At 64.1% G+C, this 16,245-nt stretch carries 12 protein-coding genes; 6 read left to right on the top strand and 6 right to left on the bottom strand.

From position 1 onward, the window contains the following. Window positions 1-56 precede the first annotated feature (56 nt). The 4 genes from C4V41_RS57330 to C4V41_RS57315 form a co-directional block, all read right to left on the bottom strand. On the bottom strand, window positions 57-2,708 hold the full coding sequence (locus C4V41_RS57330; protein ID WP_160150764.1) for a tetratricopeptide repeat protein: 2,652 nt from the start codon (window positions 2,706-2,708) through the stop codon (window positions 57-59). Window positions 2,709-3,625: 917 nt separating this feature from the next. Continuing rightward, window positions 3,626-4,015, bottom strand: coding sequence for a type II toxin-antitoxin system VapC family toxin (locus C4V41_RS57325; protein WP_103964483.1), 390 nt, complete (start codon window positions 4,013-4,015; stop codon window positions 3,626-3,628). Next, on the bottom strand, window positions 4,012-4,257 hold the full coding sequence (locus tag C4V41_RS57320) for a hypothetical protein (RefSeq protein ID WP_103964482.1): 246 nt from the start codon (window positions 4,255-4,257) through the stop codon (window positions 4,012-4,014). Before C4V41_RS57320 ends, C4V41_RS57325 begins: the two co-directional genes overlap by 4 nt. Window positions 4,258-4,370: 113 nt before the next feature. Then, window positions 4,371-4,793, bottom strand: coding sequence for an Lsr2 family DNA-binding protein (locus C4V41_RS57315; protein WP_200824980.1), 423 nt, complete (start codon window positions 4,791-4,793; stop codon window positions 4,371-4,373). Between the two features lie 472 nt (window positions 4,794-5,265). On the opposite strand from C4V41_RS57315, the gene C4V41_RS57310 reads away from it, so the two are divergent. The 3 genes from C4V41_RS57310 to C4V41_RS57300 are packed head-to-tail and all read left to right on the top strand — an operon-like array spanning window position 5,266 to window position 7,300. After that, window positions 5,266-5,958 carry a replication initiator gene (locus C4V41_RS57310; protein WP_327537523.1) on the top strand — a complete coding sequence of 231 codons (693 nt, stop codon included), beginning with the start codon at window positions 5,266-5,268 and terminating at the stop codon, window positions 5,956-5,958. Next, entirely contained in the window at window positions 5,955-6,143 is a 189-nt protein-coding gene (locus C4V41_RS57305; protein ID WP_103964480.1) for a helix-turn-helix domain-containing protein, read from the top strand. Before C4V41_RS57310 ends, C4V41_RS57305 begins: the two co-directional genes overlap by 4 nt. Next, a complete protein-coding gene (locus tag C4V41_RS57300; RefSeq protein WP_103964479.1) occupies window positions 6,140-7,300 on the top strand; it encodes a site-specific integrase in 1,161 nt (386 codons plus the stop codon). The genes C4V41_RS57305 and C4V41_RS57300 overlap by 4 nt, the downstream gene beginning before the upstream one ends. 854 nt (window positions 7,301-8,154) lie before the next feature. Here C4V41_RS57300 and C4V41_RS57295 read toward each other — a convergent pair. Beyond that, window positions 8,155-8,838, bottom strand: a complete 684-nt coding sequence (locus C4V41_RS57295) for a serine/threonine-protein kinase (protein ID WP_103964478.1) — start codon at window positions 8,836-8,838, stop codon at window positions 8,155-8,157. A 117-nt stretch (window positions 8,839-8,955) separates the two neighbouring features. Here C4V41_RS57295 and C4V41_RS57290 point away from each other — a divergent pair, with 117 nt between their 5' ends. Then, window positions 8,956-11,433, top strand: a complete 2,478-nt coding sequence (locus tag C4V41_RS57290; RefSeq protein WP_103964477.1) for an ATP-binding protein — start codon at window positions 8,956-8,958, stop codon at window positions 11,431-11,433. 269 nt (window positions 11,434-11,702) lie between these two features. Further along, window positions 11,703-13,040 (top strand): IS701 family transposase, encoded by a 1,338-nt coding sequence (locus tag C4V41_RS57285; protein ID WP_456093870.1) that lies wholly within the window; start codon window positions 11,703-11,705, stop codon window positions 13,038-13,040. Window positions 13,041-13,168: 128 nt separating this feature from the next. Here C4V41_RS57285 and C4V41_RS57280 read toward each other — a convergent pair whose 3' ends face one another. Further along, window positions 13,169-14,536 (bottom strand): HEPN domain-containing protein, encoded by a 1,368-nt coding sequence (locus C4V41_RS57280; protein ID WP_146104222.1) that lies wholly within the window; start codon window positions 14,534-14,536, stop codon window positions 13,169-13,171. A 228-nt stretch (window positions 14,537-14,764) separates the two neighbouring features. Here C4V41_RS57280 and C4V41_RS61435 point away from each other — a divergent pair, with 228 nt between their 5' ends. Then, window positions 14,765-16,189 carry a hypothetical protein gene (locus C4V41_RS61435; RefSeq protein ID WP_146104221.1) on the top strand — a complete coding sequence of 475 codons (1,425 nt, stop codon included), beginning with the start codon at window positions 14,765-14,767 and terminating at the stop codon, window positions 16,187-16,189. Window positions 16,190-16,245 lie beyond the last annotated feature (56 nt).

Genomic DNA, 16,245 nt, shown 5'->3' with positions numbered 1-16,245 from the left:
ATTCGGCCAGCTGAACTTACTGGGCCAGTATATCGCCTCTACTTGTCCAGCAATGGCTACTTCTGGAACAATGCCGCCGCCTCCTTAGCACGTATCTCGCGGACCTGGTCGGTGTCCCCGTGACCGATGTCCTCAAGAACGGCGATGGCGAGGAGCCAGTGCTCGACGGCGCTGTTCGGGTCGCCTGACGCCAGCGCGCTGTCGCCCATGCTGTCCAGCGTACGGATCTCGTTGGCGCGGTAGCCGATCTCCCTGTACAGGCGAAGGCATTGCTCGAAATAGCCGAGCGCGGCCTTGTGATCACCGAGCAACTGGTAGATGCAAGCGACGCTGTCAAGATCGGCTGCCTGGCTGTTGGGGGCGTTCAGCTCGCCGTGTAGGTCGGCGGCTCGCGTGCAGTACATCAGGGCCTCCTGGTGTTCTCCCCGCATGGCCAGGCTCCAGCCGATGCCGTTCAGGGCATCTGCAAGCCCGCTTTCGGTGCCAATTTTGCGGAATCCGTCGGCGGCGAGGTGGTATTGCTCCAGGGCCGCCTCGTGATCCTCCGCGTAGGCAAGACTGACCGCCAGGACGTAGCGGCAGTCGGCTTCCGCGCGTGCCAATCGTCCCGGCCCCAGCGTGGCCAAGGCTTGCCGACCGTACTCGACGCTCTCGGCGTGTGCTCCCAGCCGGCGCAGGGTGATGGCCAGCTGGCGGAGAAAGTAGGACCGGATCTCCGGATCTTCAGGCTTCGATGGGTCGTCCGTGATCGAGCGCAACATCGTCGCGCAGTCGTTCCATCGCCCGTGGTACCACATGTTCTCGATGAGAGAGTCCACGATAGTCCTGGCCTTGCTCTCCATGGCGTGTTCCTCGGCGTATCGCACGGCGGCGAGGAAGCGCGGCGAGTCCTGGCTAGCGAGACGGGTATCGGGGTCCGTGGCGGCGGCCAGATCGGCGTAGTGCTCGATGAGCTTTTCGCAGGCACGGTCGTGGACGTCCTGGAGACGTCGATCCCCACGACAGAGGGAGAGGGCGTAGTCACGGAGGAGTTCGTGCATCTGGAAGCCGTTGTGCGCATTTTCCTGTAGCAGGTGGAAATGGCGTAACCGACGTAGCAGGGCCAACCCTGCTCGGGTGTCCTCTAGGCTGGCGAGCGCGGCAGCTCCTGAGGCGTCGATGTCAGGGCCCGGGGCCGAGCCGACCAGGACGAAGAAGTCTCGCAGCTCGGCAGGAAGCGCGAGATACGTCCAGGAAAAGACGGTGCGGAGCGCGGAGTTCGGCTCGTGCAGGTCGAGGAAGTCCAGTCGGCTGTCGGCGTCGGTCAAAACAGACACGATTTGGTCCAGTGACAGCTCAGGCAGGTGCCGGGTGTGGGATCCGGCGATTGCCAGGGCTAGAGGATTACCGCCGCAGGCGGCCAGAACGGTGGCAATCGCGGCTGGCTCGGCGGCTGCTCGGTCGGCTCCTATGTGCCGGATCAGCAGATCCCGGGATTCGTGGGTTGGTAGTGGAGTCAGGTGGAGATGCGTGACATCGCTTCTTCGCAGGAGGGTCCCCAACCTGGTGCGGCTGGTGGCGATGATGGCGGAGGACCCATGATGCGGGAGCAGGTGGAGGACGCTCTCGCTGTCCCGGACGTTGTCCATGACGATGACGAACCGCCTCGCCGCGACCGCGTCCAGGTAGTGCAGTCGGCGGCCCTCCGGGTTCTTGCCTGCGGCCGCGTCAGCCTCGCCCATTTGTTCCAGGAGCGCCTCGACCGCCTCGGCACACGACATGGGAGCGGTCGGACCGAAGCCTCGGAAGTCGACGAATAGCTGCCCGTCGGGGAAATCCTGGGCAGCCTCGTTGGCCATGTCGATGGCGAGAGTGGTCTTTCCCAAGCCGGGGCCACCTGTGACAGCGATGCAGAGAAGCTCCGCCGTCGGTCCAGGGTCGAGGAGGCCATGGTCACCTCGGCGCACGTAGGGCTGAGGGAGGGCAGGAAGGCGGTTGCGTCGCGGGCCGGCCGCAGGCTGCATCGCCCCCTCCTTGCGGAGTACGGCCTGAACCAACTCCTCCCGCCGCCACCACTGCTGGGCCGCCGTTGCTTCGTTGCCGTGCCAGGCGAGTTTGTTGAAGGGGTCGTCGATGAGCGAATCACCCAGAGCCGCGTGCAGGGCCTGCTCGCTGCGGAAGAGGTCGATCCCGTCGGGCTGCTTGAGATCCAGCCGGATGACCTCGGCACACCGGAGGAACGCTCGCAAGTCGGAATCGGAGGGCTTGCGTCCGACGATGGCCGTCCAACGCGTTACGACGACCTCGACGAAGGTTTCGAGCGCCCTGCGCTGGGAAACCGTCGGCGCAGCCGCCAAGAGAGGGAGGTCGGCCGGGTGTGTACGGAGGCGCAGGAGCACAATGCCGAGCTGGTCGAAGGCGCGACTCCCGTCATGGTTCGTGGCGATCACGAGCCGGTCTCGTGAGAGGTCGACGGGGCGGACGTCCGAACTCGTGTGGATACCTTCGACGAAGGCGCGCACTATCTGGTCAATGGCCTTCACCAGATCTTCGGCCTGTGCGTCCAACCGTCTCATTCCGGCCTTCGCCTGTATGAGGATGAACCCGCCGCCGGACACGGTGACGCCCACATCGTCGACGGGAAGCCCGGTCTCACACCCCACCGTTTCAATCCGGACGGCGGCGCCGAGCCCGAGGTCGGTCAGCGGCATCTCCACGATGGCGCGCACAGCACACCAGGCGAAAACCTGAGCCTGGAAGGTGAGGCCACGCGCAGCTCTCGCCCCACCGGCTGATGATCTGGCCCCCGCCTGATGATGGGACTCGTCCATGGCCTCCTCACCGTCTCGCAGATCCGCTGACGGGAGCATCTCACAATCGGTCCCAGCCGGATCGTCGCCTTCATTGGGCAGGGGCGTTCCCCCCCTGGGGCGGCAGGGAGTCTCGCCGCGAAGACTATGTCGCCGGGGGAATTTGTCACCTCGACGCGCCCCCGTGCGCTCGGTGATCATCGCGACGATGGCCAGTCGCATGCCTGTGCCGACGGCTGGGGGAACGGCAGGCGTTGCCGCGTGAGCAGTCGAAGCCCGAGGACATCGCTGATGGAACCTGTCGTCAAGACCTGGGAGGACGAGCCCGCGTCCTGACTGAGCCTTGATCAACACCGACGGTAGGGGTAACACCCAGAGGTCCTTCTCCGCCGGCCTCCATCCGTGGCTGACGAACAACGCTTTGAACAGCGCCATCCTTCTCCTCGGATGAGGGCGATGACAAGTCGGCATACGGCAAGCCATCCTGCGGCCGATCGAGGGGTATGAAGAAGCCCCGGCAGGACCCCACGGTACTGCGCTCGCCCGAGGGCGTGGTTAGCGACAAAAGTACCTCGCCGTTTCTCCTCACAGCTCTGCGATCTCGGCCAACGCTGCATTCAGTGGCGTCAACTGCACCCGTAGTTCAACCGAGTCGCCCCATTCGGCTCATTGGTTTACGCACCTGTGTGATTCTAATGGAGTCAAGCAGGCGCTTCACACGGCAGCGCTTGGCGGGTGCTCGTACAAGGGGGCGTGGACGAATCACCTGAGACTTTGATCTGCGGCGAAAAGGAGTTCCGTCATTCAAGCTCGATTCTTGGAATGCCGGACGTCTGTCAGGGCTGTGCGGAAGTGATGTCGGTGTGTGGGAAGTCCTCGCCTTTGAAGAGCAGGGGCTGGTCGAGGTCTTTGGCAAGGGCATAGGCGAAGCAGTCGCCCATGTTGAGCTTGGCCTTGGAATTGTTGCCCTTGCCGTAAATCTGGTACGCCCGGCGGGCGATCCTGGCCTGATGGGGTGTTACCGGCTCGATGATGAGGCCCATCTCATCAACCAGTGTGTCGAAGGCGTTGCGCATGGCCTCACCACGGTTGTCCGCAACAATGGCCGCCTCGAGGTAGTTGACGGCCGAGATGCGACACACGTTTGCGGCGATGGTGTGGGCGAATTGGGTGGCCTCTGGCTCACCGTTGATGACGGCAATGATGGCACTGGAGTCGATGATCATGCGGGGAGACCCGTGTCCGGGTCGTACAGATCTTCAACGGACAGTCGGTCCCCACCGAGGTGGGTTCGCATGCCGGCGGCGATGCTCAGGATGCGTTCGGCTCTGCTGCCGGCTTCGGAGCGGCGTTCCAGCGCTTCCAGACGGCGTTCGAGCACTTGAGCGGCGTGCTGGGTTTCCTCGGCCAGCCGGATGACCCGGCGGGCGAGGTCATGGATGGGCTCGTGTTCGAGGTCCACGCTCACCGTTGCTCGGCTCCCTCCGTCGCGGTGCCTGTGTTGCACCTCCAGCGTAACTGGTGGCCGAGCTCTACTCTTGCCGATGGGCAGCATCCGTCCGCGTCAAGGTTCTCTTCGAGTCAGGGGTTTCCTCGCGGATGGTGCCGGTGGCGGCATGCCAGGCTTTCCAGCACCTCGGGGCGGAGTCTGCCGCGGTCGGCGACCGGGAGCCCTTGTTTACGAGCCCACGCGCGCACCTGCGATGCGGTCGGCTGCTGGTCACTTGGCCGCGGGATCTCTGCTGGCGTCTTTGGCGGGGAAGAGCGCGGGCGAGTGTCGGTGGTCGGTTGGCGCTTGTCTGAGTCGGATGTTGTGGTGGTAAAGCCGAGGCGGGTGAGGGTGCGGCGTCTCTTGCCGTACATGCGTTCCAACTGCGGGACTTGTGCGTCCAGATAGTCATGTACTTCGACGTCGCGCTTGGTGGCGGCTTCTCTCATGATCCGGCCGACGTGCTGGATCACCTTGCCTTGAACGAGATCGGCATCGCGAGGAACAGGGCTCACCTCAGCCACCGACTACCCGACCGAGCCGCGTCCGCGATCATCCCGGAGCCGAGTCCCCGCCGGAGGCTGCTCTTGATCGACGAGACCCGTTCATGGGACGTTATGTTCTGTGGATCAATTCCGGGGGTCTCGCTGGCACAAAGTTGGTTCGGCATTAGCGCTCTTCAATCTCGGATGGCTGCTCGCGGGGTTGGGGTTTGTGTGGTCGGACATCACCACGCCATGGCCGCTGTGGCACCAGTTGCCCTTTTGGGGCCTCGTCTTTGCGAACATGATGATTAACATCGTTGGACGTGTTCGATACAACGCGTCGTCCAAGCCTGCTCCCGGACCGGGTGAACTTCACTCGCGCTGTGGCGCTGGCTGATCATCTCAATGCCGTGCGGGAAGCCTTGCCCGCGCGGCTCCCGCGCGAGAACGGCCCCCAGGCCGCACGCGCAGCGCGGGGAGGGCCGCGCGGGCGCGGCGGCGCTTGCGCCGCCGCCTTGATCCCCGCACGGGTGAGGTGCTCCCGACCTGGGACGAAGCACTCGACGCCATCGAGGCTGATGACGAGCCGATGCACGTGCTCTCCTTCGGTGACCAGGTGGATCCCAAGGGCGTGCTCGGCGGTACCGACCGTGCCGATCACCTGATCAGGCACTACCTGACCAAGTACCTGACGAAGTCGATCGCGGAGACCTGCGAGGCCGGCAACCAGCGCCAAAAGGATCACGCGGACCGGATGCTCGAAGCGCTGCGCTATGAACCGTGCTCGCCTACCTGCCCGAACTGGCTGCGCTACGGCGTGCAACCGAAGAACGCCCATCCGGGGCAGGCTCCAGGCCGCTGCCGGGGCAAGGCGCACAAGGCCGAACACCTCGGCTACCCCGGCCGGCGGGTCCTGGTCTCCCGCAAGTGGTCGAACAAGACCCTGACCGATCACCGTGCCGACCGTCGCGCTTGGGCACTGGAAGCGCTCGGACTTTCGGCAACCGAGAACGTCGATCCCAACCGCTACACCTGGAAGCCCGTTCGACCCGGTGACCCCGATCTTCCGCCTCTCGGGCAACGGCTCCTGGCTGCCATCGCTGACCGTCAACGGTGGCGCGAACTCCTGGCCGAACACCAGGCCAGACAAGAGGCTCCGGATCTTTCGGCAACCACGGAAGGGAGGGCGGCATGAACAGCAAGGACAAGCTTCTTGTGACTGCAGCGGAAGCGTCCGAAATGCTCGGGCTCGGACGGACCAAGGTCTATGAGCTGATCGCGGCGGGGGAACTGCGCTCGGTGAAGATCGGCCGGTCTCGCCGTGTTCCTGTCGAAGCTCTGACCGCGTTCGTCTCGGCGATGGAGGAGGCTGCGGTATGACCGAGGAACCGCGCAGGAGGCAACGGAGCAGGCGTCGTTCCCAGGGGGAGGGCTCCGTCCACCTTCGTAGCGATGGCCGTTGGGCCGGTGTAGTCGATCTCGGTTATATCGACGGGAAGCGGCGGCGGAAGACCGTCTACGGGAGAACCGAGCGGGAAGCCTTGGCCAAGCTCGCGGAGGTCCGAGACGCACAGCGCAAAGGGCTGAACCTCGCTGCTAAGCCGCGTACGGTCGCCGAATGGTTGGACGAGTGGATCGAGATGAAGCGCCGGCAGGGCACTCGTCCGCTCACTCTCCGGGGGTATCGGCAACTGATCGCCGATCACGTTAAGCCATCCCTTGGCCGCAAGAAGCTCGACAAGCTTTCGGCAACGGATGTGCGGCGGCTGGTCGAGGCCAAGGCAGAGTCTGGGCTGTCGGCTGCGACCGTCAAGCAGATCCACGGGCTGATTCGCAATGCTCTGGCTGACGCTGAGCGGGAAGAGCTGATACACCGCAACGTCGCGAAGCTCGTCAAGCCGCCGTCCATCCGCAGAGAAGAGGCGCGTGTCCTCACGATCGAAGAGGCCAAGAAGCTGGTTGAGGTCATCAGGGATGATCGCCTCGAAGCGTTCTGGATCTGCGCTCTGACCCTTGGCTTGCGACGGGGCGAACTCCTCGGGCTGTGCTGGGGCAACGTAGACTTCGGCAACGGGCTGCTTGCCGTACGGCAGAGCCTCCAACGAGCGGGCGGGTCCCTTCAGTTCGTCGATCCCAAGACCGACCGATCACGGCGCATCGTTCCCGTGCCAGACGAGACCTTGGCAGCACTCCGGAAGCACAAGCGGGCTCAGGCTGCTGAGCGACTGGCGGCAGGGGAGAGGTGGAAGGATCACGGGCTCGTCTTCGCCTCGACCATCGGCACGCCGATCGAACCGGGGAATCTATCGGCTCGCTGGCGCTCGACTAGGGCGAGGGCGAGGCTCGGCTGGCTTCGGCTTCATGATCTCCGGCACGCTTGTGCGTCCTTCCTCCTGGCCTGTGGGGCTTCCCCTCGGACGGTAATGAAGACGCTCGGTCACAGTCAGATCGGGCTGACCATGAACACCTACACGCACGTGCTCCCGGACATCGAACGAGCCGCCGTCGATGCGGTCGCGAAGAAGCTGTTCGGATGATCGAAAAGCTGAAGGCCGGACTCCTCGCCAGTGAGGATGCCGGCCTTCTTGGCTGTCAAAGTTGGCTGTCACCGCTACGAAAAGAAGATCCGCAATCGGTGGTTTCGCTGGTAGGGCGCCCGGGGCTCGAACCCGGAACCTACGGATTAAAAGTCGCCAGCTATTGTGTTTACCCGCATCCTGCCGTATGTCAATGTATCACTCTGTCCGTAAAGGCCGTTACCAAAAATGTCCAAGAATGCCACCCGGTGCTATGCCGTATCAGGTGCCGACGAGCATCCAACGAGCAACCATGGGGCGGGTGGCATCCCTTAACCGTTCTAGATTTACGTTTCATTTGCGAGCCGACGTCCTGGGTGGCCGCAGTCTGCAGGAGGGTTTGATCAGACGCTCGACCCATAGTGATCGTCCTGAAACGGATTCTCTCTGTGACGGGCCCAGCCGCCGTACCCGTACCTCCGCGAGCACGCCACTTGCCTCTGACCGGAGATCGGCCGGGTGTGGCTGATGGCAGCCGTGCAAGCAGGATGACCTGTGCGGATGGCGTTATCGGCAGGCGCAGTAGCCAAGCAAGTTCGCCGACAAAGCTGAATACGACTGCGCGAGAAGTCAACGCCGGGGGGCTCAAGGTGGCGGCCAGGGTGATCGACAACGCCATGCGGGAGCCGCCCACCTTGTGTACGACACTCGCAACGCCGTCGCCTCCGGGCGAGTGGTGCTGGAGGTACTACAGGCCGCACCGCACCGGGAATTGGCGCCTGGGTGCCACCTGTTCGGACTCCACCGCCCCGACACGCTCACCACGACTCGGCTGCTCGCCCGATAACCCTCGGTTGCTCGAACGTGCGGCGCGCTCAGCCGTTCGCCATGGCATTTGTTGTCGGCCATCTTCGGAGCAACTGGATAGCCGTGGCCGCGGACATGCGTTCTGCCGGCTCGTCTCTCATCAGGCCGTCGATGATCGGACACAGCAGGGTTGATTCCGTCCCTGCGGCGGCCAGCAGGAGGGCTCCCACCGACCACAGATCGCCACGTTCGGTAGCGGCACCTCGTCGCAGGCGCTCCGGCGGAACGAACTCCAGGCCAGGGTTCTGATTTCCGCTGAAGTCCGTCAAGACCGCGTGATCCCTATGCAGAAGAATATTGTGCGGTTTCAAGTTTCCGTGAATGATCCGTTTCTCGTGGGCGTGTGCAAGGGCGCCGAGAATGTCAACGCCGATCTTGGCGACGAACTCGGTCGGCAGGCGGCCCGACGAGGCGAAGACATGCGCCAGCGACGGCCCGCCGAGGAGGTCCATGACAATCCAGAGCGAACCTCTGTCCTCAACGATGGTGTAGATCTTGACGATCCCGGGATGGGTCAGCCCGGCCGCCATCCGCGCACCACGCAGCGCGAAGGGGATCAGTGCTCCTTGCACGTGCTTCACCGCGACGGCGCGGTGCAGCAGCTGATCACGAGCGCTGTACACGTGCCCGGTCGTGCCGGCACCCAACCACGCCGTGAGAATGTACCGTTCCCCCACCATTCGAGCAGACATCTGTTGTTCTCCTCACATGGCCAATGTCCTCGAATTAAGGTTTGAGCACCTACCGGGTTTTCTCCACAGCAATGGCGTCCGGCTTCAGTCCCGGACATCCCGGACAGCGAGGCGAGTGTGGCCGGTCTGAGCGATGTCACCACGGTCGAGGAGTTCATCGGCCTGCTTGATGAGTTGCGCCTGTCGGCCGGCCTGTCCTTCCGGGATCTGGAAGCCCGTGCGAAGGAGCGTGGAGATTGGCTGCCCCGAACGACCGCGAATGACGCGGTGAAGCGGCGTTGCCTTCCTCACCAGCAGAACCCCATGACCTTCATCGCAGCGTGGGCCGGCGCCTGTGGCACGGACGCCGATGAATGGTGTGCCACATGGTCACACCTCGCCACGGCGACATCGGACGCACCACGTAAGCTTCACATCCCGCACCAACTGCCGGCGAGCATCGCCGGCTTCAGTGGGCGCGAGCCGGAAATGGAAGCACTGGACGAGATCCTCGTTCAGTCGCTCCGCCATCCGTCCGCACCCGTGATCGTGGTGATCAGCGGGACTCCAGGAGTCGGCAAGACGGCTCTGGCGGTTGAGTGGGCGCACCGCCGGGCCGACCGGTTTCCTGATGGCCAGCTCTATCTGGATCTGCGCGGCTTCTCGCAAGATCCACCGCTGGAGCCCAAGCAGTCGCTGAGCGCACTGCTGCACGCGTTCGGGGTCTCCGACGCCGAGATACCGCTCGCAGTTACGGCACAAACCGGGCTCTACCGATCGCTGCTGTCCGGGCGTCGCCTTCTGATCGTTCTCGACAACGCCTCCGACGTACAGCAGATCCGTCCCCTGCTTCCCGGCACACCGACGTGCGTGGTGCTCGTGACCAGCCGCCACGGCTTGCCGGGCTTGGTGGCCAGAGAAGGCGCATGCACAGTCAAGGTCGGCAGAATGGGCGATGAGGCCGCACGCGACCTCGTCATCCAGGCCATCGGCGCGCCGAGAGGGCTCGCAGAGCCCGCCGCGCTTGACGAGCTCGTACGGCTCTGCGCGCATCTCCCGCTGGCCCTGCGGATCAGCGGCGCGAACCTCGCCACCAGTCCGTTTCTCAGCCTGGCCGACTACATCGCGCTGATGAGCGAGGGTGATGACCTAGCGGCGTTCCAGGCGGAAGGCGACCCGGAGACCGGCGTCCGAACAGCCTTCGACATGTCCTACGCCAGGCTCTCTGCTCCGGCGCAGAAGATGTTCCGTCGGCTCGGCCTGGTGCCGGTGACTGACATCTGCGTGTCGGCAGCGGCAGCCCTGGCTGGTACGACGAACCAGGCTGCCCGTCAGGTGCTGGACACCCTGGCCTGCGCTCATCTGCTCGATCCGCTGCCTGGCGGACGCTTCGCGGCCCATGATCTGATGCATGCCTACGCTAAACAGTTGGCGTTGGCAGAGGACACCGAGACCGAGCGCGTTGATGCAGTCGATCGCCTCTTGAATTGGTATCTAGCCCACGCACAGGGCGCCAGCAAGACAATCATGCCTTCGATCATGCATGGATCTAGCCCCCGCCCAGATGTCGCTTCAGTGAGATACGGCAGCAACGACACGGCCTTCGCCTGGCTGCAGGACGAGCGCGTCAACCTCGTTGCCCTGGTCAAGCACACAGCCCTACAGGGTCCACGTCCGCTGGCCTGGTACCTGTCCGATCTCTTGCGCTCGGCCTACTACAGCGTCTTTCCGCGGCATGATCTGTTGATCTTGGCGGAGGCGGCCATAGAGGCCGCCAGCCGGGAAGAGAACCTGCTGGCCGAAGCGATCGCACATCACAGCCTAGCCTCGGCAGTCTGGCCAACCGCGCAGTACGGTCTCTGCCTCGAACACTCGCAGCAGGCCTGCTCCCTGGCCCGTCAAGGAGGTTTCCCACTGCCCGAGGCGGCCGCCCTGATCACGATGTCGACCGCGAAATACGAGATGGGTGACCTGTCCGAGGCTGAAGCTCTCCTCCGGCAAGGTTTAGCCGTCATCGGACCCGATGGCCCTCGTCGAGCCCGCGTCAATCCTCTGATCAAACTCAGCCAAATTCTCTGCGATACCGGAAATCACAAGGAAGCCATGGTGTGCGCCACGTCGGCAAACAAAATGGCTGAACAGGTTGGCGACCCTCGATGGCAGGCGATGGCGGCCAGCGCGTTAGGCACGGTCTACGAACACCTCAAGGATACGGCTACCGCGCACCGCCACTACAGTCGCGCAGTTGAAATCGCCTCCACCTCCGCCATCCGCATCGGGGAAGGCCTGATCAGCGCACTCTTAGGGATCGCCAAGCTCGAGCCCGACCAGGAGGCCGCGTTCCAAACAGCTTCTCAGGCCCTCGCGACCTCCCGACATTGCAACTACCGCTTCTTGGAGGGGCAGGCGTTGACGACGGTTGCCAGAATCCTGCTGAAAGCTGGACGGCTGGACGAGGCGTGCGTGCACGTCCAAAAGGCCGTGACTTTGCATCACCACCATGGACAACAACTGGCGGAAGATGTGGCGCGAGCCCTTTTAGCGGAGATCGATCAGTCGGTTAGCCAGCCAGACGGCGCCGGGGGTGAAGAGCGTGATGACCGGCGTGCCCAGTAACTCTGGTGAAATCCTATGGGCGATCACGCACGGATCGGGGTGGCCCATGGGTTGATACTCGAATAGGCGCGATCTTCACTATGGCGCGAGCGATCAGTGAGGCTAGTACGGCAGCCGCCATTTGCTCCGTGAGCTGGGAGGATGCGCTGCCGACTGGTGCTCTCTTGTGATGGCGATTTTGCACAACGAGAGCAGCCGCTCGTGATCATGTCTGTGTGAAGAGAACAAGATCGAGAGCGGCTGCAGGCCTCATCGTAGAGGCCGCACGGGTGCAGCGGAACACCGAGGACCTCATGACCGCGCTGGCACCGATGTTCGCCCGGGTCGAGCCGCGGCTGCAGGCTGCCAAGTACGTCCGGGCGGTGATGTCTGACCTGCCCAAACGCAATGGCTGGACGATCGCCGAGTGGGTGGGCGACCGCAGCCCCGATGCCACCCAGCGGCTGTTAAGCCGGGCCAGCTGGGACACCCCTGGTGTGATGAGCGCCGTCCGCCGATTCGCCACCAGCCGTCTGGATGCCGCCGCCCGGCCGGACAGCCTGATCGTGGGAGCGCTGGATGAGTCCGGCCAGGAGAAGAAGGGCACCGCCACCGCCGGGGTCAAGCGGCAGCACATGGGCTGCGCGGGCGGCATCGACAATGGCATCAACACCGTGCACCTGGCCTACGTCCGCGCGGGTGCCGGGCACGCGCTGATCGGTGCGCGGCAGTGGATCCCCGCCGAGCAGATCAGCGATCCGGTCAAAGCGATCACCACCGGCCTGCCCCTGGAGGTGAGGTTCGCGACCAAGGGCGAGCTGGCCATCGACCTGCTCGTTGACGCCTACGCCGACGACGTGCGCCTGGACTTCGTGGCCGGCGATGAGGTCTACGGCGCCTGCCCCGCCTTGCGCGCCTTCCTGGAAGAGCGCGGCCAGGCCTACGTGCTGCGCATCCGCGCCACCTTCACCCTCACGCTCGGCGCAGGCACCTGCCTGACCTGCGAGCAGATCGTGGCCAAGTACTGCAAGCAGAAACGCACCTGGACCATCCGCTCGGCCGGGGACGGCTCCAAGGGAGAGCGCACCTACGCCTGGGCCTGGATCGCCACCGCCGACACGACCCACTACCTGCTGGTCCGCAAGCACCGCACGACCGGCGAACTGGCCTTCCACTACTGCTTCATCCCCGCAGGCCGGCCTGTCACCCTGGCCCTTCTGGTAGCCGTTGCCGGGCTTCGCTGGCCGGTGGAGGAGTGTTTTGAGTTCGGAAAGGACCTGTTCGGCCTGGATGAGTCCCAGGTCCGCCTCTATCAGGCCATCTTGCGCCACACCGTGCTGGTCATGGCCGCCCTGGCCATCTGCGCGACCAGCGCCGCACAAGCCCGGCGCCGCACCGACACCCAAGCCCCGCCACCCACCAGCCCCGACCAGCGACCACCCGCCGAGCCCGGCATGGTCCCGCTGACCGTCGCCGAGATCAAGCGCCTGTTCAACGCCGCCACCACCCGCACACCAACACTGGAACACACCGCCCACTGGTCAGCCTGGCGCCGCCGTCACCAAGCACGCGCCCGCTGGTTCCACCAACGAACCCGCCTGGCCACCGCATATATCCAGCTCACCTAACGAATGGCGGCTGCCGTACTAGCACACGCCCTGTGGTGCCCTCAATGTCCTGACTGAATCGGTCGATCCCGGCTATGACGTGAATGCCATCATATTTGCTTAAATGTAGAACTGTAATCCAAGGTTAGTCATTCTCTCGCCCGGAACGGGACTTGAGGCGCATGGATAAGTGAGTAGAATTCTTCGAGCGGATTGTTGATTTTTTCGCGAAGCGTAGCCTGGGATAAGAGTGCTTCATCACACAAAAGGCCCAGCTCTGTCTCGCCGAGGACGATCGCTGCGATGAGCGCCCGCCGGAGGATCGATCTGACCTGTGTGGCGGCTTCGGTCAGCTTGCGCGGGTGTGGATCGCTGCCATGGGCAATCCTGCTGCGAACGTTGTAGGCGTCCTTCACGCAGCGGAGCGTGCGCAGGCGATCGCCGTCATCCTCGCCGATAAGGACGGCGGCGCGTTGTGCCGTCCTGCGAGCCAGGTCTCCGGGGCTCTCATCGCTAGAGAGCAGGTTCTCTAGTGACGTCATGTAGCTGAGCACAACCTGTGGCTCGTCGTCGGGGAACGTCACATCGGCGTGGTAGCCGACCTTGTCCGAGGTGTCCAGGAATCGCATGGCGCTGCGCCGGATGCGGTCATGGAGCTTCTTGCCGAGTTCCTGCTCGGTGAGTCGGGTATTAACTTTCGTCAAGAAGTGGGTCAGCTGCTCGCTGTGGCTGTCGTTCACGTGAAGCGGCCCAAGTAGCGGGACTTCGTGCTCATCTCCTGGTGATCCGGTGTACGTGTACGGGATCGAGGAGTACAGGCAGTCGACGGTCCGGCCGGGTTCCACCACATACTCGGCCACGACCAGGGCCGGTTCGTCCGACCACAGGTTCACCGCCAGGAGCGGCGCCCACACTGACCTTGTCGACGGCCCGCGGGAGAACAACCGCAAGGGCAAACCTTGCGCGGGTGCCAGCTCCGGGTCAGGGGCGGTCAGGACGACGTGCCATCCCGACTCCAGCAACGGATCCCACACCTGGGTGCCGGCGTGGTCCGCTGCGAGCGGGACCGGCCGCTGGGCTCTCCACTCGTCTGGGCTAGGTCGCGAAAGCCTCCACCCGCCGAGATCGATCGGACTTGACAGTTCCCAGTCGATATTGAGAACGAAATATCGCCATAGGGTTTCGGGCGGTCCGGCCAGGTACGCGGCGAGCTGCCCGGCCAGAGCCTCGGCGTTGAACTCGTGACTGGACCTGAGCAGCGCGGCGACCCCGAGCCGAAATAGCGCATCGCCATGCAACGCTCGGCCCGCCTGTCGATCGCCACGATCTCCGTCCAGATACCTGTTGGCCCGAGCGGCCGCGGCCGCCGCCCGGCGGACGCTGTCACTTGCCGGCGACTCGGCGATTGCGTCGGCGGTTTCCCGGTCGGTCAGATCGGCATGTTCGCCGGCTCGTAGTCGTGCATCGGAGATGAGGTCGATCAGCGCCGCCACTAGCTCCAGATGTTCGGGGGTCATAGCGACGACGCTAGCCCTACTCGGCACGCCGCAAACAGCGAAGCCCTACATCACCGGGCCGTCGTCTATGGCGCCGTCCGTTCTCAGGTGTTCTGCGGCGCTCATCGCAGGCCTCAACAACAGCGTGGTTGGTCGTGATACCTCTGAGTTGGGAACCCGTTGTCATGCAATCTGGTTGCGTACGGTGGCGATTCGGTGTCATCTAGTGATATGCGTTGGTGGGCCAAGGTGAACGAGCGCCAGCTGGCGACCCTGCGCCGCATCGCGGAGGGTGAATCGGTCACCGCCAAGGACAGTGATCTTGCTCGTACCGTGTATGCACTCCGGGACAGGGGACTGGTTTCGACCCCACGGGAAAACGGCATGTGGATCGCTGAGGTAACCGAGGCAGGACGCTTCTACCTCGCCCATGGCTATTACCAGGGCGCCGCGGCTCTGACATCTCCCACCGTGATCTCCAAGAGCGGAAGACGAACTGCCGGCCTTAGGTCGCAATCACCTCACGCCCTGGCGGCTGAACTGATCAAGCGCTTGCAGGACGAAGGGGGGACGCTGTATGTCCATGCCCCGGACGAGGCCACCAGGGCACTTCATCGACGGGCCTTGGACGCGGCCAAGCGCCACGGATTGATCCCTGAAGGCTTCCGCCTGTTGCATACCGGTCGTGACCGCGGAGATCTCATCCTCCGACTGGAGGATGTCGCACACCCTGACGAGACGGACTGGAATCGCATCCGATTGAGCGCCCGCGACCTGATCACCGAGCCTCACCAACTTGCGGACTGGCTTCGAGAGGATCATCATTCCATCGACGTCACCGACGCGACGATCGGCCGCGCCCTGGAAGTGGTACGCGCCTTAGCAGAGGACCTGCGGAAACGTGGCCATAGCATCGGCATTTCCAGGCGAGGCAAACCACGCGGCCTCCACGCGCACGCGCGTGGACAGCACTACGCGCTGAACATCAAGGAGGAGCTCGACCGTGTTCCTCACGTGTTCACCGAAGAGGAACTCCGGAGTCGAAAGCTCTACACCTGGCAGCGGGTCACGCCCGAGTACGACGAGGTCCCGTCGGGCCGGCTAAGGCTCGAGCTGGGGGAAGGGCGCGGTCTGCAGTGCTGGGCGGACGACAAGCGTTCGCGTCTGGAGGACAAGATACGAGCGGCCGTCAAAGAGATTGAGCGGCGCTCTGAGGCTGACCAGCAGGCGCGCCTGGAGCGAGAGAAGGCTGAGCGGGAACGAGCTGAGAGGTGGCGGCGCGAGGAGGAGGAACGGCAACGTCGGGAAGCGTCGCGGCAAGCGGAGCGCGATAAGGAACGTGCGCAGGCCGCTGACCAGGCGAGGGAGGAGCATAGACGGCGAGCCTTCGGGCAAGCCCTGGAGGGGTGGGCTTGCGCTGCGGCGATCCGCGAATTCTGTCTGGATCTGGAAGCAGTTGCGGCGACTCTGCCTGCACAGGAGGCAACGATTACGCAGTGGGTGGCGTGGGCGCGAGCGCAAGCAGATCAGATGGATCCCCTGCACGCGCCGAGCGTGCTGACCGAGGCGAACTTCGACATCGAGCCGACGCCGGAGGCCTTGCACCGCTACCTACGGGAGGAAAGGCGAGGCGAACCCTCTGTGCCAAGCTCAAGTGAGACAAACAGGGACTAAGTTCCTTAACTGATATGAGCAGGGCGAGAACGGGTACGACGCGCAGTGACCATGAG

Source organism: Nonomuraea solani (assembly GCF_900108335.1).
Classification (GTDB): domain Bacteria; phylum Actinomycetota; class Actinomycetes; order Streptosporangiales; family Streptosporangiaceae; genus Nonomuraea; species Nonomuraea solani.
The sequence above is the reverse complement of the archived record's forward strand: the minus strand, read 5'-3'. Positions and strand labels throughout refer to the sequence as shown.

Coding starts and splice junctions, on each gene's coding strand:
- C4V41_RS57300 (WP_103964479.1), top strand. CDS start 6,140: ATGACCGAGGAACCGCGCAGGAGGCAACGGAGCAGGCGTCGTTCCCAG.
- C4V41_RS57325 (WP_103964483.1), bottom strand. CDS start 4,015: ATGATCATCGACTCCAGTGCCATCATTGCCGTCATCAACGGTGAGCCA.
- C4V41_RS57280 (WP_146104222.1), bottom strand. CDS start 14,536: ATGACCCCCGAACATCTGGAGCTAGTGGCGGCGCTGATCGACCTCATC.
- C4V41_RS57305 (WP_103964480.1), top strand. CDS start 5,955: ATGAACAGCAAGGACAAGCTTCTTGTGACTGCAGCGGAAGCGTCCGAA.
- C4V41_RS57295 (WP_103964478.1), bottom strand. CDS start 8,838: ATGTCTGCTCGAATGGTGGGGGAACGGTACATTCTCACGGCGTGGTTG.